We start from the raw sequence: 20,296 nt of genomic DNA, 5'->3' as shown, positions 1-20,296 counted from the left end.
CACCCGCTGCGGGGGTGCCGGGCGCCGCCGTTCTCAGCTCGCGGAGAAGGTGTAGACGGACGAGCTGCGGTAGGTGTGGCCGGGGCGCAGCACCGTGCTCGGGAAGGACGGCTCGTTCGGGGAGTCCGGGTAGTGCTGGGTCTCGAACGCGAACCCGTCGCCCTGCTGGTAGATGTGGCCGCTGGTGCCGACCAGCGTCGCGTCCAACTGGGCGCCCGAGTAGAACTGCACGCCGGGCTCGGTGGTCGCGACCGCCATCGCCCGGCCGGTGCCGGGGTGCTCGAAGCGGGCGAACTCCTGCGGGCTGCCGGTGATCCCCTTGTCGAGGACGAAGTTCATGTCGTAGCCCTTGGCGTTCAGCAGCTGCTGGGAGAGCCGGTTGCGGCCGTCGCGGATGTCCGCGCCGATCGCCTTCGGCCGCCGGAAGTCGTAGGGCGTCCCGGCCACGTCGGCGAACTTCCCGGTGGGGATGAGCAGCGCGTCGGTGGGGGTGATCCGGGAGGCGTCGATCCGCGCCTGGTGGGAGTAGATGTCGCCGGAGGCCTCCCCGCCGAGGTTGAAGTAGTTGTGGTTGGTGAGGTTGACGACCGTCGGCTTGTCGGTGGTCGCCTCGTAGTCGAAGCGCAGCTGGTGGCGCGCGGTCAGGGTGAGCGTCACCTTGGCGTGCAGCGTGCCGGGGAAGCCCTGGTCGCCGTCGGGGCTGGTGAGGCTGAGCACCAGGCCCGCGGAGCCGTCGGCGGTGGTGAACGGCTCGGTGGCCCAGATGTGCCGGTCGAAGCCGACGGCTCCGCCGTGCAGGGTGTTGCCGTTGTTGTTCGCCGACAGGTGGTACGTCGTCCCGTCGAGCGTGAACTTGGCGCCGCCGATGCGGTTGCCGTACCGGCCGATGAGGGCGCCGAAGTAGGTGGTGCCGGCGACGTAGGCGGCGAGGTTGTCGTAGCCGAGGAGGACGTTCCCGAGTCGGCCGTGCCGGTCGGGGACCTCCAGGGTCTGCATGATCCCGCCGTAGTTCATCACCGTGGCGCGGAAGCCCGTGCCGGTGTCGACGGTGTAGAGCGTCACCTCGCTGCCGTCGGCGAGCTTGCCGAACGGCGCGCTGGTGACACGGGCCCTGCCGCTCGGCGCGGCGGAGCCGCTCGCGGAGGCGGCGTGCGCGGCGTCGGCGGTGCCGAGGCCCAGCGCGGAGGAGGCGGCCGCGGCCGCGGCGGCGGTACCGAACGTGCGTCTGCTCATGTCCATCCCTGTCATCCGACCTTCCCTCCAGGTTTATCGGACGCGACCTGCGCACGCGCGAGCGGGGCCCGCACGCGATATCGGGATCAACGGTGCAATCACTGACAGCAGAGCGGACGCTAGCCACACCCTGAAGGGCCGTCAACGACGCCGCGTTGGCCACATCCGGCCGTGCGCGGGAGGCGCTGCGGAGGGGGCGGCGGCGGGGGCGGCGGAGCCGCTGGTCGGGGACGGGGTCGGGGCAGGGCAGGTTTAATGCTTGTCGGAGCGGATGACCCGCGGATGACCAGGAGAAACCGGACAGCGGTGGCGCGCGCCGGCCGCAACCGGCGGCCCGGACCCCGCGTCTATCCCGGTGCGAGGAGCAACCCGAGGGGTTGGAAGGGGCGGGAACGCCGATGGGGACGACGACGAGCACGCGGGGCACGCCGGACACGCCGGACACGCGGGGCACCCGCGGTGAACGCTCCCGCGCGACGGCCGAGTTCCGCCGCGCGGTGGCGGAGGCCCGCGCCGCGGCGGACCCCATGGCGCGGACGCACCTGCTGCGCGGGGCGCTGCGGCGGCTCACCGGGGGGCCGGTGACGGGGTCCCGGCGGGCGGCGCTGCTGGACGACGTGCTGCCCTCGCTCTCGCTCGCGGATCCGGAGTCGGTGCTGGTCGGGCTGGCGGCGTGCGTGGACGCGGTGCCGGTGCACGTCCTGGACGCGGCGCTGCGGGCGTGGCTCACCGACCCGGCGCCGGACGCGGAGCGGTTCGCCGAGACCTGGCGCGAGCTGGACCGCGCGGGCGCGGGGCCGGCCCTGGGGGGCGGCCGCGACTTCGTCGCGGTGCTGCTCAACCGGGGGTTGACGCCGTCGGCGGAGTTCCACCGCCTCGCCCAGGACCAGCGCGCGGGCCGCCGCCCGACGTGGGCGGCTGCCGTGCCGGAGCAGCGTGGGGCGGGGGCGCACGCGGGGGCTCCCGCGGCGGAATCGGAGCCGTCGACCCTCGCCGGCCAACCGTGGGCGCCGGCCGCCCCCCTCCAGGTCTTCGCCACCACGACCACCACCGACGACTCCCCGCAGCCCACCGGCTGGGCCGGCACAGAGGCCGCGACTCTGGCAGGCGGCTGGCCCGCCGGCGGCGCCTGGTCCGCCACTGACGAAGGCCTCCCGCAACCGGCCGCGTACCACCACGCGGCACCCCCGGCCGGCAACGCACTCACGCCCGCCGACATGGGTGACGCGCCCGGCGGCTGGTCCGACGGATCCGGCGGCCTCCCGCAGGTCGACGAGTGGTACGCGGCTGCCGCGGCGCGCGAGGCCGGCGGCCCGGCCGACGGCGAGTCCTCCCTTGCAGGCGCGTCCGCATCGACGAGCGCTGCCGGACAGGGCGCGCACCACCGCGGCGAGGACGCTCTCGCCACACCACAGCCGTCCCCCGCAGCCGCAGCCCGTACGGACGGCGCGCACGCCGACGGGCGGTCCGCGGGGGCCGCGTCCGAGACGGCGGAACCCTCCCGGAGCCAACCCGTCGACGACTCGACGGCGGCGCCCTTCCGTTCCGAGACCGGCGCCGCGGCCGTCGACAGCGCGTCGTCCGAGGCGGCAGACCGCACGCAGAGCACCAACCCTGACGACCCGTCGGCCACAACCACGCCCCCCGACGAGGGGCCGACAGGCGGCCCACAGGGCCGGCACGCCGACGACCCGGCGCCCGCGCCCCCCACGGCCGAAGCCGGCGCGGCGACCGCGGCACCAGACCGCCCGCAGGACCACACCCCCGACGACCCGTCGGCCACGCCCCCAACCGCGACCCGCAGCGACGGGACGACAGGGGGCCCGCAGGGCCGGCACACCGACGACCCGGCGTCCACACCCTCGCCCGCCACCGCGGCGCCGGCAGGCACGGCCATCCCGCCCGCGGGCCGCCCCCAGGAGGAACCGCCCCCCGGCAACCTGGCGCCCGCGCCCATCCCCGCCGAAGCCGGCGCCACCGTCGGCGCGGCGACCGCGGCACCAGACCGCCCGCAAGTCCCCGCCCCTGACGACCCGTCGGCCACGCCCGCAACCGCGGACCCCGGCCGCGGGGACGCGGGCGGCCCGCAGGGCCGGCACGCCGACGACCAGGCGCCCGCACCCTCCCCCGCCGTGACCGCGGCGCCGGCAGACACGGCCATCCCGGCCGCGGGCCGCCCCCAGGAGGACCCGCCCCTCGGCAACCTGGCGCCCGCGCTCTCCCCGGCCCAAGCCGGTACCACCGTCGGCGCGGCGACCGCGGGAACAGACCGCCCGCAAGTCCCCGCCCCTGACGACCCGTCGGCCACGCTCACCATCGCAGCCTCCGGCGACGGGACGGCAGGCGGCCCGCAGGACCCAGGCCCTGACGACCCGTCGGCCACTCCCACAACCGCAGCCGCCGGCGGCGGGGACGCAGGCGGCCCGCAGGCTCAGCACGCCGACGACCCGGCGCCCGCGCCCTCCCCCGCCGCCACCGCAGCGCCGGCAAGCGCGGCGTCCGGGACCGCAGACCTCCCGCACGAAGACCGCTCCCTCGACGACCAGGTGCCCGCGCCCTCCCCCGCCGCCACCGCGCCGCCGGCAGGCGCGGCGGCCGGGGCCGCAGACCTCCCGCACGAAGACCGCTCCCTCGGCGGCCCGGTGCCCGCGCCAGCCGGGGGCGACGTCGATGGGGTTGGCGCGGCCGGGGGGCTCCCGCCGGGGGGCGTCCCCCAAGAGCGCTCGGCCGCGCGCGACTCCGCGTCCGACGCCGCCGATCCCGTCGTGCTCGCGCACCTCGCCGCCGCTGAACCCGCTGCCGCGCTCGTCCGCATCGAGGAGCTCCGGCTCATACCCGGGGGCGGGACCCCCGGGGGGCTCGGGCTCGGGATGTGGGAGGCGCTTGTTGCCGAGCGGGGGCTGGACCAGGGGTGGCAGGACGCCGCGGACGCGCTGGTGCGGCGCGACCCGGAGCTGGCCGTGCGGTACCTCACCGAGCTCTCCGAGCGGTGGAAGAACGGCTACACCCCGCACCGCCTGATGCGCACCCTCCTCCGCGCCTACCGGGAAGGCCACGCACCCCGATGAGCGAAGCCGCAGCCCCCGCCACCACCGCCACGACCCCCCTCTTCGACCCCACCGGCCGCCTCAACGCCACCGCGTTCACCCGCGGGGCGCGGTCCGTGCTCGCCACGCTCGCCGGGTCCGTCGTCTCCGCCGTCACCCTCGCCCCCGACCTGCGCGCCGCCCTGCACGCCGCCGCCGACTCCGCCGCACGCCGCGGCAGCCCGCGGATCGCCGAGGACGACCTGCTCCCCGCGCTCCTGCGGGAGCGCCTGATCGGGCAGGACGACGCCGTCGACCGCCTCGCCCCGCATCTGCACGCCGCCGCCCGCGGCCTCGCCGCCGGCTTCCGCTGGGCGGACCGCCCCCGCTCGGTGCTGCTGCTCTGCGGACCGCCCGGGACCGGCAAGACGCTGACGGCCCGTCTGATCGCCGAGGCCGTGCACGGCACCGCCGACGCCCTCGCCGTCGTCGACGTCGGCCGGCCGGCCACCCCCGAGGGCCTCACCGCCCGCCTCGCCGCGGCCCTCGCCCCCGGCCCGCGGCGCGTCCTGCTCCTCGACGACGTCGACCGCGCCGATCCGCACCTGCTCGACTGCCTCCTGCCGCTCCTCGACGAGGGCCGCGTCGCCGGCGCCGGCCACGACGCCCGGGACTGCGTCGTCGTCCTCACCGCCGGGCTGCGTCCGCCCCTGGACGCCGAGGACCTGCTCCCCCGCGGCCCCGGCGCCGACTCCCCGCTGCGCCGCGCGCTCGGCGTGCGGCTGCGGCCCGAACTGCTGGACCGCGTCGACGAGGTGATCCCCTTCGCCCCGTTCGGCCCCAGCGAACTGCGCGCCCTCACCGAGTCCGCGCTGCACCGCCTCGACGGCCGGCTGCGCACCCAGCTCGGCGCGCGCCTCGTCTGGGACGCGTCCGCCGCCGACCGCCTCGCCCGGGCGGCCTGGAGCACCACCGCCAACCCGAGCGGCGGCAACGCCCGCGACGTGGAGCGCGCCGTGCACGCCCTCGTCCCCCGCCTGCTGGCCCGCCTCGACGAGGCCGCGCAGCCCGGCGGGGGCGTGCTCCGCCTCACCTGCGCGGAGCACGCCCCCGCCCCGGGCGCGGTCGACGTCAGCCTCGAACGCTAGGCCGCCTCGGCAGCACGCTCCCGCGCAGCGCGAACGCCGCGAGCAGCAGCACCAGCGCGGCGAACCCGGTGCCGACGCGGAAGCCGTCGGCCATGCCCGCCACTCCGCCGCCGCCCGCGGTGGCGACCGTGGTCAGCACGGCTACCCCGAGCGCCGCCCCGGACTGCTGCAGCGCCTGCAGCGCGCCCGCCGCGGCGCCCGCGTCCGCCGGTCCGACCGTGGTGAGGATGGCGATGTTCATCGGCGCCATCACGAACGGCATCCCGGTGCCGATCAGCGCCAACGGCCCGATCAGCGAGGCTCCGTAGCCGTCGCCGGGCGACAGCGCGGTGAGCCAGACCAGCCCGGCGACCGCCAGCACCCCGCCGGCGACGGCCACCGGCTTGGGCCCCGTCCGCTGCATGATCCGCGGCGCCAGCTGGAGGCCCGCGACGACCAGCAGCGGCCCGGTCATCGGGACGAACCCGGCCCCGGTGCGCAGCGGCGAGAAGCCCAGCATCCCGCCGCCGTGCCCCTGCATGTAGAGGGTGAGGAAGTAGAAGACCGAGAACATCGCGGCCGGCATCAGGAACATCGCGGTGAAGGACGCCGCGCGTGCCCGGTCGGCGAACAGGCGCAGCGGCAGCAGCGGGTTCTCCACCCGCGTCTCGTTGACCAGGAACGCGGCGACCAGCAGCGCCGTGGCCGCGAACCCGACCAGCGCCACCCCGTCCGACCAGCCGTGCTGCGCGGCCCGGTTGAAGGCGTAGACGGCGATCGCGATGCCGAGCCCCGAGGTGAGCGCCCCGGCGATGTCGAGCCGCCCCGGATGGCGCTCGGTCTCCGGGACGAACCGCGGGATGAGCAGCAGCGCCACGATGCCGATCGGCACATTGAGGAACATCGTCCAGCGCCAGCTGGCGTACTGCACCAGCAGCCCGCCGATCAGCAGGCCCAGCGTGGCGCCCGCCGCGATGATCGCGGAGAAGACCGACAGCGCCCGGTTGCGCCGCTCCCCGGAGAAGAGCGTGGAGATCAGCGCGAGGGTGCTGGGCGAGGCGCAGGCGGCGGCGAGACCCTGCACGGCGCGGGCGGCGAGCAGCTGCCCGGACGTCTGGGCGACGCCGGCGGCCGCGGAGGAGAGCGTGAAGAGCGCGATCCCGGCGAGGAAGAGCCGGCGCCGCCCGAAGAGGTCGCCGGCCCGGCCGCCGAGCGTCAGCAGCCCGCCGAAGGCGACGCTGTAGGCGGTGACGACCCAGGTGAGGCCGGTGGCGGAGAAGCCGAGCTGGCTGCGGATGGCGGGCAGCCCGACGTTCACCACGGAGGCGTCCAGGATGAACATCAGCTGGGCGACGAGGATGACGGCGAGCGCCACCCCCGCCCGCCGCGGCGCGGCGGGCGCGGCTGGCGGGCCGGACGCGGCCGCCTCGGGCGGGGTGGATGCGGGTACGGTGGATGCTCGGGAAACAGACATGACTGTGCTCAACCCCCTTGAGCATGGTGGAAGAAGACGAAGCGGAGGCCACCTCCGGTTCGCCCGAGTTACGATACGGAGGAACCCTCCGGATCGCAAGGAAACGTGGCCCCTGCAATGACCCGACCCGTGCGCAAGGACGCGCTCCGCAACTACCAGCGCCTCCTCGAGACCGCCGAGCACGCCTTCACCGCGCACGGCACCCACGCGCCGCTGGAGCAGATCGCCCGCGACGCCGGGGTCGGCATCGGCACGCTCTACCGCCACTTCCCCAACCGCGACGCCCTGCTCGCCGCCCTCCTCCAGGAGCGCTGGATCGACCAGGCCGCCCTCGCCGAGAAGCTCCACGAGGAGGACGGCGACCCCGTCGAGGCGCTCCGCACCTGGCTCACCGCCGTCGCCCGCGGCACCCTCCTCTACCGCGACCTGCCGGACGCCTGCCTGCGCCTGATGTCCGACCCGGAGAGCGAGATGCACCGCGCCTGGAAGCAGGTCCGGGACGGCGGCGACCGCCTCCTGGAGCGCGCCCGGCGGGTCGGCGGCGTCCGCTCGGACGTCACCACCGTCGAGATGTTCGCCCTCGTGCACGGTGCCATCGCGGCACTCCACAAATCCGCCGCGCACCACCCCGGGACGGTCTCGGACGCCTCCCGGATGATCGATCTCCTGATCGACGGAATCGCCGCCCCAACGGCACCACGTCACCCGTCGACATGAATTTGCCAGCCCTCAACCTGTGCTTCCCTTCCCGCCCGTGACAGCGCATCAGTACAGTTGGCCGACCTTTGCCACGCCCGTCCGGAGGGAGACGGCACATGCGGCTACGCGGAATGCGACACAGGGGGACGGCGCTCTGGGCCGCCGGGGCGCTGCTCGCCGCGGGCGGAGCACTCGTGCCGGCCTGGGCGGCGTCCGGCAGCGCGCCGGCCGGCGCCGGCGCCTCGGCGAGTCCTGAGCCGACCGACATCCACCTGGTCTCGCGCAACGGCACCACCACCGTGGTCGCCGGCCACGACGGCATCAAGATCGCCATAAGCGGCGGCGCCGGCCAGACCCAGCAGGACGCCAAGCAGCTCACCGCCTACTGGACGCCCGCCCGGATGAAGGCCGCGATGGCGGGCACCGGCAGCGCCCAGTCGACCGCCAAGGGCGCCGGCGGCATGAAGAAGGCCGCCGCCTCGCCCGGCGACAACCTCTACGACGGGGCCTACCCCGGCGAGTACGTGCCGCCGAGCCCCGAGTTCAACGGCGTCCCGCAGGCCGGCACCTTCTTCTGGACGGACTCCACCGGCACCGGCCGCACCTGCAGCGGCTCCGTCCTCAACAGCCCCCGCCGCAACCTGGTGCTCAGCGCCGGCCACTGCCTGCGGGCCTACGTCGGCCCCAACCCGGCCCGCCACCTGGTCTTCGCGCCCAACTACCACGACGGCCTGACGCCCTACGGGCTCTTCCCGATAAAGGTCAACGGGGTCTACGAGCCGGAGCAGTTCCTGACGCTCGGCCAGAACGCCGGCGCCGAGTACGACTTCGCCATCGCCCAGACGCTGAAGAACGCCGGCGGGCAGTGGCTGGAGCAGGCCACCGGCCCGGGCTACCGGCTGCACACCGACACCGGCTACATCCACTACCCGGCGACGATGATCGGCTACCCGGGCGGGGCCTCGCACACCAAGCCCATCGAGTGCCACTCGCTGACCACCCACTGGGTCTCCACCGACCCGGCGGCGCCCGGCGACTTCCCGCGGATCCCCTGCCAGGCGTTCATCGGCGGCACCAGCGGCGGCCCGATGATCGTCCACGACGGCGACTCGCCGTCCGGCTGGGGCGTGGTGGGCGTGGTGGGCGGCGTGCACGGCGGCGGCAACACCGAAAGCGTCTCCTACAGCGCCTACTTCGGGGCCGCCACCCGCGCCCTGTACAACGCGGCCGTGGCCGGCGCGCCGCCGGCCCAGCCCCCGTCGCCCAGCGCGACGCCGAGCTCCTCGGCGACGCCGAGCCCGAGCCCGACGCCGTCGAGCAGCGCGAGCCCGACCCCGAGCCCCAGCTCCTCGGCGACGTCCGGCAGCCCGACCGGCCCCACGCCGAGCCCGACCGGCTGACGCCCGCTCAGGCGGCCGCGGCCGCCTCCGCCGCCGCCGACTCGACCGTCTCCGCGATGCGCACCCGCGCCCCGCGGCCGGCCGACTCGGCGGCGGCCTCCACCATCGCCAGGCTCAGCAGGTTGTCGCGGGCCGCCGTCATCGGCGCCTCGCCCGAGCGCAGCGCCGCCACGAAGTCGCTGAGCGAGCCCGCCAGATCGACGTCCGGCGGCAGCGCGTCGGCGGCCGGATCCGGCGCCGCGCCCTCCACCGCCTCGGTGACCACCCCGTCCTCGCCCGGGCCCCCGTCGCACCAGACCGCGCTCCCGCGCGGGGCGCTCACCCGCCACCGGCTGTCCCACGGCGTCTCCAGCCCCGGGCTGCACCAGGAGCCGGTGTAGACGAACCGGGCGCCGCCCGACATCTCGAAGATCGCCGTGCAGGCGGCGTCCCCGCCGAACCAGCTCCACTCCGGGTTGTACTCCTCGCAGTAGACGGCGACCGGGTCGGCGTCCAGCAGGAAGCGGGCGGCGTCGAAGTTGTGGATCGCCATGTCGGACAGCAGCGGGTGCGCCATCGTCTCGCGGAACCCGCCGAAGTGGATGGCCTTGGAGAACTCGTGGAGCAGGATGCCGGCCCCGCCCAGCGCCCCGGCCCGCGACTTCAGCCGCCACAGCCCGCGCTTGTAGCGGCGGTTCTGGCTCACCATGAACAGCTGCCCGGCCTCCTCGGCGGCCCGCACCAGCCGGTGCGCCTCCGCCAGCGAGGCGGCCAGCGGCTTCTCGCCCAGCACCGGCAGGCCCAGCCCCAGCGCCTCCAGCGTGACGGGCAGATGCGCGACCGGCACGGTGACGTCCACCACCGCCTCCGGCCGCCGCTCGGCGGGCAGCCGGTCCACCAGGGCCGTCAGGGACGGCGCCGAGGACGCGTCGGGGTCGGGCAGGCCCAGCTCCTCGGCCGCGGCGCGCGCCGCGTCGGTGTCCAGATCGACGACGCCCACCGGCTCGGCCAGCGGACTCTCCTTCAGCAGCCGCGCCCAGGCGCGGCCCATCCCCCCGGCGCCGACGAGTGCGACGCGTATCGGGTCCCGGTGCGCAACGGTTCGAAAGATCACGGATAGATCGTTCCATCGGGCCCCGACGGCCTGTCAAGACCCCTGCGCCTCCGGGGGTCTCAGCCCGCGTAGGGGCGCACCGGCATCCCGCGCACGCCCTCCCCCGGGACATGGCGGAAGAGCGCGCCCGCCGCCGGGTCGGCCTCCCGGTCCGTCGGGGACATGCCCTCGGCGGACGTGGTGATCCACAGCTCGCCGAGGCCCGGGCCGCCGAAGGTGCACGCCGTCACGCGCGGCGTTCCCACCTCCACGACCTCCTCCAGCTTGCCGTCCGGGCCGTAGCACTCCACGCAGCCGCCGCCGTAGCGGGCCACCCACACCCGGCCGGAGGCGTCCACGGTCAGCCCGTCCGGATGCTCGACGCGGGCGAACGGCCGGCGGTTCCGCAGGCCCTCCTCCGCCGTCCAGTCGAAGACGTCGATGCGGTCGGTGGGGGTGTCGACGTAGTAGGCGAGCGTCTCGTCCGGCGACCACTCCAGGCCGTTGGAGATGGTGACGTCCCCGAAGGCGCGGGCCACCTCGACCGTCCCCGAGGGGGCCAGCCGCCAGACCCGGCCCCGGCCGGTGCCGCTGCCGCCGGACTGGTCGTAGGCCATCGAGCCGACGTAGAGCACGCCGTCGGGCGAGCAGCCGCCCTCGTTCATCCGGACGCCCTCGCCGGCGTCCCACAGCTGGACTGCCTCGGGGCGGATGCCGACCTCCAGCCCGTCCCACGAGCCGTCAGGTCCGCTGCCCAGCACGGCGAAGCCGCGCTCCAGCGCCAGCACCGACCCGCCGCGGGCCCGCGGCCGGACCACCGCGGCGACCCGGGAGGCCGTCGGATGGCGCCGCACGGTGCCGTGCCCGGCATCCAGCGACAGGACGCACCCCGCCAGCATGTCCACCCAGCGGAGACCGCCCCAGCCGTCGTACCAGCAGGGACCTTCGCCGTGATAGGCATCCGCCCCGGTGATCTGCTCCGCCTTGGACATACGAGTGCTCCGCTCCTCCGCTCAACGGTTCGATGGTGTCAGCAGGTTATCCCCTGCCCGACCCGCCTCCGAAGGGCAAAGCACCGACACTCAAGCAGTTCTCAGCACGTTGCGCCCCGGGCGCCCCGCAGGCGCGGCGGGCGGCGCGGGGCAGGGTCGGCATCCGGCTCTGCGAGCGCCTGCCGCCCGTCCGGCAGCGGGCCCCGTCCCCGCGGCCGGGCCGCTTCCGACGGGCCTTTGCCGCGGAGAAGCCGACGGCGCCCGGTGCCTGTGCGGCTCCGCCGCGGGGGGGCGGGTGGCGGGCCGCCGCCCGTCACCTGCCCCCCTGCGGCGCGTAGCCGCGGCGGATCTCCGCGGCGTCGCGACGCCCGGCACTCCCTCGGACTTCGTCCGGGAGGTGCCCCTCGACGGCCTTCGTGCGGCACGCCGGCAGGACACGCCGGACGCCGCCCCTACCGCCACGGATATCCGTCGGAAACGGTCTACGCGGGCTTGTCGAAGTAGGGCGCACTCCCCGCGCCGCCCGGCACGCACATCTGCGGTGTTGCCCAAGCACGCACGTAAGAACCACTACGAACGAGCTCGGGCGCCTTGCAGCCGCACGCACCGAACGACGCGGAGAGGGGGCCCCTCCCGGCCGAAGGCTGGGGGAGCCCCCGACCTCACCAAACCCGCGCTTAGCCGATGGAGACGGTCCGCCCCTCGGCGGCCGACGTGTAGGCCGCCAGGATGACGTCCAGCACCGCCAGGCCCTCCTCGTGGCCGTTCACCGGCCCCTTGCGTCCGGCCGCGACCTCGGCCCAGTCGGCGATCTCCGCGACGAAGTTCTCGATGTCCTCGAACTCGTGCTTGACCGCCTCGGCGCCGTTCTGCCGCACCCACAGCGACTTGCCGTCGCTCCAGAGGCTGCCCTTCTCGCCGACCGCCGAGAACCGCTCGGTGCAGCCCGCGGGGTTGTACGCCCAGCTGGTCACCAGGTGGCCGACGGCCCCGTCGGCGAAGCGGACCAGCACCTGGGCCGAGTCCTCGCCGTCCATGAACTCCAGCCGGTGGCTGGAGATCATCGCGGAGACCGCCGCCGGTGCCGACGCGGCGAGGTTGAGCAGCAGGTACGTCGGGTGGTAGCCGGTGTCGATCAGCTCGCCGCCGCCGCTGGTCTCCTTCTTCGCACGCCAACCCGCGTTCGCCGGGTCGAAGTTGTTGTAGAAGGAGTCGGTGGTGCGCAGCTCGTAGACCTTGCCGATCTCGCCGGCGTGCAGCAGCTCGCGCGCCTTGGCGACCGGCGGCATGTACAGCTGGTTGTGCGCGCACATCAGCGTGACGCCGGAGGAGGTCACCGCGGCGCGGACGTCCGCCGCCTCCTCCGGGGTGAGGCAGAGCGGCTTCTCGCAGAGGATGTGCTTGCCGGCCTCCGCCGCCTTGACGATGGCGTCGCGGTGCAGGTGGTGGGGCAGGCAGATGTCGACCGCGTCGATCGAGTCGGGCGCGGTGGCCAGCAGGTCGTCCAGGGTGGCGTAGACGGTCGCGCCGCCCGCCTCCTCGGCGCGCCGCTCGGCGTTGGCGGTGACCGGGTCGACGACGGCGACCACCTTGATGCGGTCGGCGTGCGCGGTGTAGCCGCGCATGTGGGCGCCGGCGATGCCGCCGGCTCCGATGAGGGCGATGCGGGGTATGGCGGTGGAGTCGGTCATCGGGTGCCTCCTGTGGGCGCGGTGGGCGTGGTCTCGGTGCCGCTGCGGGCCGCGCGGTACGCGGCGTCCATCAACGCGGTGAGATCGCGGGAGAGTTCGAGGTTCTTGGCGATGTCGGGGTTGTCGGCCGGCTTGGCGCCGTCGGCGAGGCCCTGGATGGCGGCGGCCCAGCGGACCATCGGCATCGGGGCGTGCTCCGGCAGCGGCAGCTCGGTCCACTCGTCGTAGCGGCCGCCGGCCGCCTCGGCGCCGGAGCGGATCAGCATCCGCGCCTCGGGGGTGCCGAAGAGCAGGCTGCCCTCGGTGCCGTGCAGCTCCAGGGTGTACGGCGAGTGGCGGTTGACGAAGGCCGTCTCGGCGATCGCCACGGCGCCGTCGTCCCGCCGGAAGACGGTGACAGCGTTGTCATCGACGGCGCGTCCCGTGACGGAGCCGAGCGACGCGGTGACTGCCTCGGGCATCCGGCCGAGGAACAGCCGGGCCAGGTAGACCGGGTGGGCGCCGAGGTCGATCAGCGCGCCCCCGCCGCAGGCCTCGGGGTCGTAGAAGTGCTCGGGGAGCCATCCGGCCCCCACCGCCCCGTTGTGCGCCACCCGCACCCGGACCTGCGTCAACTGCCCCAGCAGGCCCTGTTCGAGGGCGGCGTGGGCGGCCAGCGTGGCGGGCTCGGAGAGGCGCGGCAGCGAGACGGTCAGCACCACGCCGGCCCGCTCCGCGGCGGCGAGGATCTCGTCGGCGGCGGCCGGCTCCAGGGCGAGCAGCTTCTCGGTGAAGACGTGCTTCCCGGCGCGGATCGCGGCGAGGATCACCTCGGGGTGGGCGCTGGTCGGGGTGTCGACGATCACCGCGTCGACATCCGGGCGGGCCAGCAGTTCGGCGAGGTCGGCGTGGAACGGCAGGCCGAGGACCTCGGCGTTGGCGGCGCCGCGGTCGGCGTCCTCGTCCCAGGCGGCGACGAGTTCGATGTCGGGGTGCTCGCTGGCCTGGCGCGCGTAGTCACGCGCGTGCACATGCCAGAAGCTGAGCATTGCGGTACGGATCATGCGGGGAGCGTCCCTCTCCAGGGCGTGCGGTCATCTGCCGTGGATCAGTCTTTCCCCACTTTCGCCGTGCGCACCAGACCGCGAGCACGATCACTTGCCCAAAGATCGGATCTTGTTGGGCCGGAGGGGGTCAGGCCTCCGGGGGCTCATCCCCGACGATGCGGTCCAAAAGCCCCACGGCCTCGACGAGAACGGCCTGCTCGTCGGGGGTCAGCTTGGTGGTGATGGCGTCGTAGAGCCAGCCCTCGCGCAGCCGGCGCAGCTTGGTGAGGCGGGCCCGGCCGTCCTCGGTGAGGGACATCACGACCTGGCGGCGGTCGGTGGGGTGCGCGCCGCGCTCCACCAGCCCGAGCTCCTCCAGGGCGGCGAGGGTGGCGCCCATCGACTGGGGGCGCACCATCTCGGCGCGGGCCAGCGCCACGATGGTGGCCGGGCCGTGCCGCTCCAGGCGGCTGAGGACGCCCGCCTGGGAGTCCGTCACATCGGCGCGCGCGGCGTGCCGCAGACGGCGGATCAGCCGCCCGGCGAGGGCCCGCAGCTCGGCGGAGGCCTCGGCGACGCGGTCGGCGCCGGGCGGCTGCTGCGGGGGCCTGGGATCGGCGGCGGCGGTCATGTGACCAGGGTATCCATGCCGGGCCCAGGCGCCCCTTCGCGGTCCGTCAGCCCGCGATCCGCGAGTCGAACTGCTGGAACATGTTCTGCGCGGCGCCGTCCAGGCGCGGGCCGGCGAGCCACACCGGCGCGTCCGCCGGGCCGATCGAGGTGTTGCTGACCAGCGCCACCGAGCCGTTCGGCTTCTTGGCGAACCAGCCGCCGCCGGAGGAACCGCCGGTCATGCTGCAGCCGATGCGGTAGTCGGCCGGGGCCGACGGGTCGGCCGACAGGTCGCCGGGCGCCCCGTCGCAGTGGTACAGGTCGACGCCGGTGTAGGGCGGCGCGGCCGGGTAGCCCCACGCGGTGATCTTCGAGATCTTGTGCGGCGCGTTGAACCAGATCGACATGGCCCCGCCGACGGTCTCCTGGAGGGACTTGGTCGTCCCCTTCGGCGGCACCACCTGGAAGAGCGAGTAGTCGTACTGGGTCTGCCCGCCGTGCTCGTCGCCCTGGGTGAACCACTGGTTGGACGTGGTGGCGGCGTTGGCCCACCAGTACCCGTAGGGCGCCAGGTCCTTGTCATTGGTGAGCCTGGTCTGGTCGGTCGCCTTGCCGCCGTTGTTGTAGTCCGGCACGAACATGATGTTGTGGTACCAGCCCTTGCCGGCGCCGCCGGAGGTGCAGTGGCCCGCGGTCCACACCAGGTTGCTCTTGCCGGGGTGCGCCGGGTCCTCCACGACGGTGCCGGAGCAGACGAACTCGCCCTCCGGGCCCTCGCCGTAGATCTTGCCGAGCACCGCGGAGCCCGCGGTGTAGGGGCGCGGCGCCTTCTTGGCGCCGACCGGCGGCGGCGCCGCGGTGGTCTGGGAGCCGCCCACGGCGGCGTCCTTGCTGGAGAGCTTGAGCGAGTTCTCCTTCGCCTGGGCCATGCGCTTGGGGGTCCAGAACCCCTCGATGCGCTTGTTGGCGAAGGACTGCTTGGCCCAGTTCTTCCAGTTCTTCCAGTCGGAGCTCTTCACGTCCTGGATGTTGGCCGGCAGCTTGGCCGGCAGCTTGATCCCGTCCAGGGAGAGGCCGGTCTTGCCCTTGCCGGAGCTGCCGCCCGAGCCGGAGTCGGCGGACTGCTTGCTCGGCGCGGCGTCGGCCTTGGCGTGCCCGCCGGACGAGCCGCAGGCCGCGGCCCCCAGGGTCAGCACCGTGGCGGCGGCAACGGCTCCGGACACGCGGAGAGCGGAGCGCATGGACATCATGCGGTTGTATCCCCCGTTTTGCGTACGGTCGGTGTGCAGTGACCCGCCCATCCTGGCGTGAACGCGACGTGGTGTCCGGCCGTCCAAGGTCATTTCATCTGACTGTGTCACTCCTGTGACAGAAGCGATGGCCGCCCCCAACTCCCCCGAGCGCGCTCTCCGGTGGCGGCCGGTCCGCTTTTCTGACACAGGGTCGACATCTCGACACACTGCGTCTACCACGGGGGTGATCCGATACGGACAGGTGGCCGAGGGCCCCTCCAAAGCGGCAACCGTCCGCGCCGACGAGGGCCAAAGAACGGGTGAAACGCCATCAGCAATGTCACCATGGCACGAGGCACCCTGCGCGTCCCTTCGTCGCGGACGGTGCCGCCGACGATTCGAGTGGCGATACCGAATGGGACACAGGAGCGGGGCGTTGCAGGGGCCGACCGGTGGAGCAGACGGTCTCGGCCAGCTCGTCGAGGAATGGGCGAACGCGCTGGCCGACGCCGGGCATGCCGCCATGGGCGAGGCCGACGCCAGGCGCCTCCTCCGCGATCTGGCCGAGCGGTTCGTCGACGCGCTGCGCGAACGGGCCGCGGGGCGCCTTCCCGCGCCCGGCCGCGCGGAGGACGACGCGGGCCGACTGCTGGTGGAGGCCCACTTCGTGGGCCCCGAGGTGCTCGGGCGCACCCTGCTGGTGCTGCGCCGCCACCTCTCCCCGGCCATAACGGCCGGCTCCCCGCTGGCGCCCCTTCAGAACGCCTTCGAGGCCGGGCTGGAGGCGCTCACCGCCGGGTACGTCCAGGCGCTGCGCAACCGCACCCTCGCCCAGCAGGAGGCGCTGCGGCGCGCCGAGATCACCGCGCGCCGCTCCGTCGAGGAGGAGCTGCGGGCCAGCGAGTCGCGCTTCCGCGAGGTCTTCGCGCGGGCCGGCATCGGCATGCTCATCACCGACTTCGACGGCCGGGTGGTGGAGGCCAACCAGGCGCTCGCCGACATGGTCGGCTACGTCTCGCCCGACGTCCTGGTCGGCATCGTCGCCGTCGACATCGTCCTCGCCGAGACCCGCGACGAACTGGCCCGGCTCTACCAGGAGCTGAAGGAGGGCCGGCACGAGCGGCTCCGCCTGGAGATCCCCTGCCGCCACCAGGACGGCCACACCATGTGGCTCACCCTGACCGCCACCACCCTGCGGGAGGCCAACGGCGGGCCGCGGTTCACCCTCTCCATGGTCGAGGACGTCTCCGAGCAGCGGCGGCTGCGCGAGCGGCTGCGCTACCAGGCGATGCACGACCCGCTCACCCAGCTCCCCAATCGCACCCTCTTCTTCGACCGCCTCGACCTGGTCTTCTCCCGCTCCGGCAGCCGCGTCGGGCTCTGCTACGTCGACCTCGACGGCTTCAAGGCGATCAACGACACGCTCGGCCACCATGTCGGCGACGAGCTGCTGGTGGCCGTCGCCGAACGGCTCTTCGCCGCGTTCGGCCCGCTCGGCCACATGGTCGCCCGGATCAGCGGCGACGAGTTCGTCATCCTCGTCGAGGACTCGCACGGCTCCGAGCAGGTCGCCCAACTCGCCCAGCGCGCGCTGAACGAGATGGAGAAACCGTTCGACGTCGCCACCCACCGGCTCTCGCTGACCGCCTCCATCGGCGTCATCGAGCGCCCGGTGGACGGCTCCACCCCCACCGAGCTGATGAAGGCCGCGGACGCCACGCTCTACTGGGCCAAGGCCGACGGCAAGGCCCGCTGGACGGTCTTCGACCCCGAGCGCAACCAGCACCAGATGACCCGCCAGGCGCTCTCCACCACCATGCGGTCGGGCCTGGAGCACGGCGAGTTCTTCCTGGAGTACCAGCCGCTGGTCAACCTCGACACCGGCGTCATCAAGGGCGTCGAGGCGCTGGTGCGCTGGCAGCACCCGCGCTTCGGCCGGCTCGGCCCGGACCGCTTCATCCCGATCGCCGAGGAGACCGGCGCCGTCGTCCCGCTCGGCCGGTGGGTGCTGCAGGAGGCGTGCCGGCAGGCCCGCTGGTGGCAGCTGCGGCACCCGTCCGACCCGATCTACGTCAGCGTCAACCTGGCGGCCCGCCAGATGTGGGACTCCGACGTGGTGGGCGATGTCGCCGCGGTGCTCAACGGCACCGGGCTGCCGCCGCGGCTGCTCCAGCTGGAGCTGACGGAGTCCGCGGTGATGGGCCCCGCCGGCCGCCCCCTGGAGGCGCTGCGCGCGCTGGCCGGGATGGGCGTCCGGATCGCCATCGACGACTTCGGGACGGGCTACTCCAACCTCGCCTACCTCAACCGGCTGCCGGTGCACGAGCTGAAGCTGGACGGCTCCTTCATCGAGGGCCTGCAGAGCGCCGAGCACCCCAACCCGGCCGACGCGCAGATCGTCGCCGCCGTCGTGCAGCTCGCCCACGGCCTCGGCCTGGGCGTCACCGCCGAGGGCGTCGAAACGCTCCAGCAGGCCAAGCGCCTCCGCGACACCGGCTGCGACACCGCCCAGGGCTGGTACTACGCCCGCGCCCAGACGCCCGAGTCGATCACCGCGCTGCTCGGCCGGGGCCTGCCCGACCGCGGCTTTCCGGAGGACCGGAAGCGCGGCCGGCCGGCGGCGCTGCCGCCGCTGAAGGACGCCGCCCCGCTCAAGGGCGGCACGGCGGGCGCGGCCCTGGACGGCGACGCGCCGCCCGGCGACCACGCGCGGGCCGCGGGCATCTAGGACCTGAGGCGCTCCGGGGGAGCGCCCCGGCTCAGGCCCGCGGCAGCCCGAAGGCGTCCGCGATCAGCTCGAAGGAGCGCAGCTTCCGCTCCCGCCCGGCGATCTGCGCGGTGAGCATCAGCTCGTCCGCGCCGGTCCGCTCCTGCAGCGCCAGCAGGCCCTTGCGCACCGTCTCCGGCGCGCCCACCTCGTAGTCGGCCAGCCAGGCGTCGACGAACTCCCGCTCGGCGTCCGAGAACTCGTACGCCGCCGCCTCCTCGGGCGTCGGCAGCAGCCGCCCGTCGGCCCGGCCGGTCCGCAGCCGCAGCATGTGCAGCGCCCCGGCCAGCGCGAGCGCCCGCGCCTCGGCGTCCGTCTCGGCGCACACCGTCCCGGCGGCCACCATCGCGTACGGCTTCTCCAGCCACTCCGAGGGCCGGAACGCCTCCCGGTACAGCTCCAGCGCCGGCAGCGTGTTGCGGGAGCTGAAGTGGTGCGCGAAGGAGAACGGCAGGCCCAGCGTCCCGGCCAGCTGCGCGCTGTAGCCGGACGAGCCCAGCAGCCACACCGGCGGACGCGAGGACGGGTTGGGGTAGGCGTGGATGCGGGCGTAGCGGTGCCCCTGCGGCACCGCGTCCTCCAGGAACGCCTCCAGCTCGGCGAGCGCCTCCGGGAAGTCGTCCGCGGAGAGGGTGTCCGGATGCCGCCGCAGCGCGGCCGCGGTCGCCGGGTCGGTGCCCGGCGCCCGGCCGATCCCGAGGTCGATCCGCCCCGGGTGCAGCGCCTCCAGCGTCCCGAACTGCTCGGCGACCACCAGCGGCGGGTGGTTCGGCAGCATCACGCCGCCCGACCCGATCCGCAGGCTCGTGGTGTGCGCGGCCAGATGCGCGATCAGCACCGCCGGGGAGCTGCTCGCCACCGCGGCCATGCTGTGGTGCTCGGCCACCCACAGCCGGTGGAAGCCGCGCGCCTCGGCGAGCCGGGCCAGCTCGGTGGTGGCCTCCAGCGCCTCCCCCGCCGTCTGCCCGCTGCCCACCCCGGCCAGATCGAGCACGGAGAGGGGGACGGGCGCGGAGCCGCGGGCGGCGCCGCGGATCGGATCGGGGTCGGCCGGGGTCATGCGGCACTCCTGCGGGACGGAGGACAGATACCCGGGGTACAACACGCCCCCGGACCGCGATGTTCCCCGGGGCGCGCCGCCCCGGTGCCACGGCCGGATGCGTCGGCCGGGGCCCGGTGCCCGGCGCGGTGGCCGCCGGGGGCGGCCTAGGCGGGGGCCAGGCGGCGCACCGCGTCGCGCATGTGCTCGTCGAGCAGCTCGAACAGGAGCGCCTCGTCGCCCGCCCGCAGCGCCTCGATGATCGCCCCGTGCTCCTCGACGAGATCGATCGGCGCGGTGTACCGCACGGTCAGCGCGGAGAGGCACATCCGCGCCTCCACGAACAGCGTCGCCGCCATCCGCTGCAACCGGACGCTGCCCGACTCGGCGACCAGCAGCTGGTGCAGCTCCATGTCGGCCGCCGCCAGCGCCGCCCGGTCCTCCCGCTCGGCCGCCGCCGCCATCTGCCGGTGCGCCCGCCCCAGCTTCTCGGCCGTCCGCCGCGGGTCGCGGGCCAGCACCAGCCGGCACGCCGCCACCTCGATCGCCGTCCGGGAGAGGTAGATGTCGCGGACGTCCTCGTCGTCCAGCTCGATGACGAAGACCCCGCGGTGCGGCTCGCTGCGGGCGATGCCCTGCTGGACGAGGCGCTGCAGCGCCTCCCGAAGCGGCCCGCGGCTCACCCCCAGCTGGGCCGCCAGCTCCGCCTCGCCGAGCTGGGCGCCCGGCGCCAGCGTGCCGTCCATGATGGCGTCGGTGAGCTGGCGGGCGATGACCAGCGCGGCCGGCTCCCGCTTCACCGGGCGCAGCCCCGGCGCCTTCGCGCCGCCCGACGCCTTCCGTGCCGCCGCCGCTGCCGCTCGTGCTGTTGTCGTCACCGTCTGCCTTTGTTTGCGTCCGGGATCCG

General features: G+C 74.8%; 15 protein-coding genes. 5 read left to right on the top strand and 10 right to left on the bottom strand.

The window, feature by feature from the left end; all coding sequences use genetic code 11:
- Nucleotides 1-33: 33 nt before the first annotated feature.
- Nucleotides 34-1,239 carry an aldose epimerase family protein gene (locus tag BIV57_RS06810; protein ID WP_071655740.1) on the bottom strand — a complete coding sequence of 402 codons (1,206 nt, stop codon included), beginning with the start codon at nucleotides 1,237-1,239 and terminating at the stop codon, nucleotides 34-36.
- Nucleotides 1,240-1,631: 392 nt separating this feature from the next.
- On the opposite strand from BIV57_RS06810, the gene BIV57_RS06805 reads away from it, so the two are divergent.
- Entirely contained in the window at nucleotides 1,632-4,301 is a 2,670-nt protein-coding gene (locus BIV57_RS06805; protein WP_071655739.1) for a hypothetical protein, read from the top strand.
- Entirely contained in the window at nucleotides 4,298-5,407 is a 1,110-nt protein-coding gene (locus BIV57_RS06800; RefSeq protein ID WP_071655738.1) for an AAA family ATPase, read from the top strand. Before BIV57_RS06805 ends, BIV57_RS06800 begins: the two co-directional genes overlap by 4 nt.
- Here BIV57_RS06800 and BIV57_RS06795 read toward each other — a convergent pair.
- Nucleotides 5,391-6,860 (bottom strand): MFS transporter, encoded by a 1,470-nt coding sequence (locus tag BIV57_RS06795; RefSeq protein WP_071655737.1) that lies wholly within the window; start codon nucleotides 6,858-6,860, stop codon nucleotides 5,391-5,393. The genes BIV57_RS06800 and BIV57_RS06795 overlap by 17 nt on opposite strands.
- 117 nt (nucleotides 6,861-6,977) lie before the next feature.
- Between BIV57_RS06795 and BIV57_RS06790 the strand changes: the two genes are divergently transcribed.
- Complete coding sequence (locus BIV57_RS06790) at nucleotides 6,978-7,577, top strand: TetR/AcrR family transcriptional regulator (RefSeq protein ID WP_071655736.1); 600 nt, start codon at nucleotides 6,978-6,980, stop codon at nucleotides 7,575-7,577.
- Between the two features lie 113 nt (nucleotides 7,578-7,690).
- The gene (locus tag BIV57_RS06785; protein ID WP_139275488.1) at nucleotides 7,691-8,959 is read left to right on the top strand and encodes a trypsin-like serine peptidase; all 1,269 of its coding nucleotides are present in this window, start codon (nucleotides 7,691-7,693) and stop codon (nucleotides 8,957-8,959) included.
- Nucleotides 8,960-8,966: 7 nt separating this feature from the next.
- Here the strand turns inward: BIV57_RS06785 and BIV57_RS06780 are convergent, their stop codons facing one another.
- From BIV57_RS06780 to BIV57_RS06755, 6 genes are all read right to left on the bottom strand, one after another.
- A complete protein-coding gene (locus BIV57_RS06780; protein ID WP_139275486.1) occupies nucleotides 8,967-10,052 on the bottom strand; it encodes a Gfo/Idh/MocA family protein in 1,086 nt (361 codons plus the stop codon).
- 59 nt (nucleotides 10,053-10,111) lie between these two features.
- Nucleotides 10,112-11,023 carry an SMP-30/gluconolactonase/LRE family protein gene (locus BIV57_RS06775; RefSeq protein ID WP_071655733.1) on the bottom strand — a complete coding sequence of 304 codons (912 nt, stop codon included), beginning with the start codon at nucleotides 11,021-11,023 and terminating at the stop codon, nucleotides 10,112-10,114.
- Nucleotides 11,024-11,700: 677 nt separating this feature from the next.
- Entirely contained in the window at nucleotides 11,701-12,714 is a 1,014-nt protein-coding gene (locus tag BIV57_RS06770) for a Gfo/Idh/MocA family protein (RefSeq protein ID WP_071655732.1), read from the bottom strand.
- A complete protein-coding gene (locus BIV57_RS06765; RefSeq protein ID WP_071655731.1) occupies nucleotides 12,711-13,757 on the bottom strand; it encodes a Gfo/Idh/MocA family protein in 1,047 nt (348 codons plus the stop codon). Before BIV57_RS06765 ends, BIV57_RS06770 begins: the two co-directional genes overlap by 4 nt.
- A gap of 130 nt (nucleotides 13,758-13,887) precedes the next feature.
- On the bottom strand, nucleotides 13,888-14,370 hold the full coding sequence (locus tag BIV57_RS06760) for a MarR family winged helix-turn-helix transcriptional regulator (RefSeq protein ID WP_071655730.1): 483 nt from the start codon (nucleotides 14,368-14,370) through the stop codon (nucleotides 13,888-13,890).
- A gap of 46 nt (nucleotides 14,371-14,416) precedes the next feature.
- On the bottom strand, nucleotides 14,417-15,574 hold the full coding sequence (locus tag BIV57_RS06755; protein WP_139275484.1) for a trypsin-like serine peptidase: 1,158 nt from the start codon (nucleotides 15,572-15,574) through the stop codon (nucleotides 14,417-14,419).
- 445 nt (nucleotides 15,575-16,019) lie between these two features.
- Here BIV57_RS06755 and BIV57_RS06750 point away from each other — a divergent pair, with 445 nt between their 5' ends.
- A complete protein-coding gene (locus BIV57_RS06750; protein ID WP_071655729.1) occupies nucleotides 16,020-18,311 on the top strand; it encodes a putative bifunctional diguanylate cyclase/phosphodiesterase in 2,292 nt (763 codons plus the stop codon).
- 31 nt (nucleotides 18,312-18,342) lie between these two features.
- Here the strand turns inward: BIV57_RS06750 and BIV57_RS06745 are convergent, their stop codons facing one another.
- On the bottom strand, nucleotides 18,343-19,410 hold the full coding sequence (locus tag BIV57_RS06745; RefSeq protein ID WP_071655728.1) for an LLM class flavin-dependent oxidoreductase: 1,068 nt from the start codon (nucleotides 19,408-19,410) through the stop codon (nucleotides 18,343-18,345).
- Between the two features lie 146 nt (nucleotides 19,411-19,556).
- Complete coding sequence (locus tag BIV57_RS06740; RefSeq protein ID WP_245797458.1) at nucleotides 19,557-20,267, bottom strand: GntR family transcriptional regulator; 711 nt, start codon at nucleotides 20,265-20,267, stop codon at nucleotides 19,557-19,559.
- Nucleotides 20,268-20,296 lie beyond the last annotated feature (29 nt).

This window comes from Mangrovactinospora gilvigrisea (assembly GCF_001879105.1).
In the GTDB taxonomy this organism is placed as follows: domain Bacteria; phylum Actinomycetota; class Actinomycetes; order Streptomycetales; family Streptomycetaceae; genus Mangrovactinospora; species Mangrovactinospora gilvigrisea.
Note: the sequence above shows the minus strand (reverse complement) of the source record. Positions and strands in the feature narration are given on the sequence as shown.

Excerpts from the sequence above, each read along its gene's own strand:
- BIV57_RS06785 (WP_139275488.1), top strand. The coding sequence starts at position 7,691 with ATGCGACACAGGGGGACGGCGCTCTGGGCCGCCGGGGCGCTGCTCGCC.
- BIV57_RS06770 (WP_071655732.1), bottom strand. The coding sequence starts at position 12,714 with ATGACCGACTCCACCGCCATACCCCGCATCGCCCTCATCGGAGCCGGC.
- BIV57_RS06790 (WP_071655736.1), top strand. The coding sequence starts at position 6,978 with ATGACCCGACCCGTGCGCAAGGACGCGCTCCGCAACTACCAGCGCCTC.
- BIV57_RS06765 (WP_071655731.1), bottom strand. The coding sequence starts at position 13,757 with ATGATCCGTACCGCAATGCTCAGCTTCTGGCATGTGCACGCGCGTGAC.
- BIV57_RS06760 (WP_071655730.1), bottom strand. The coding sequence starts at position 14,370 with ATGACCGCCGCCGCCGATCCCAGGCCCCCGCAGCAGCCGCCCGGCGCC.
- BIV57_RS06745 (WP_071655728.1), bottom strand. The coding sequence starts at position 19,410 with ATGACCCCGGCCGACCCCGATCCGATCCGCGGCGCCGCCCGCGGCTCC.
- BIV57_RS06805 (WP_071655739.1), top strand. The coding sequence starts at position 1,632 with ATGGGGACGACGACGAGCACGCGGGGCACGCCGGACACGCCGGACACG.
- BIV57_RS06795 (WP_071655737.1), bottom strand. The coding sequence starts at position 6,860 with ATGTCTGTTTCCCGAGCATCCACCGTACCCGCATCCACCCCGCCCGAG.
- BIV57_RS06800 (WP_071655738.1), top strand. The coding sequence starts at position 4,298 with ATGAGCGAAGCCGCAGCCCCCGCCACCACCGCCACGACCCCCCTCTTC.
- BIV57_RS06810 (WP_071655740.1), bottom strand. The coding sequence starts at position 1,239 with ATGGACATGAGCAGACGCACGTTCGGTACCGCCGCCGCGGCCGCGGCC.
- BIV57_RS06775 (WP_071655733.1), bottom strand. The coding sequence starts at position 11,023 with ATGTCCAAGGCGGAGCAGATCACCGGGGCGGATGCCTATCACGGCGAA.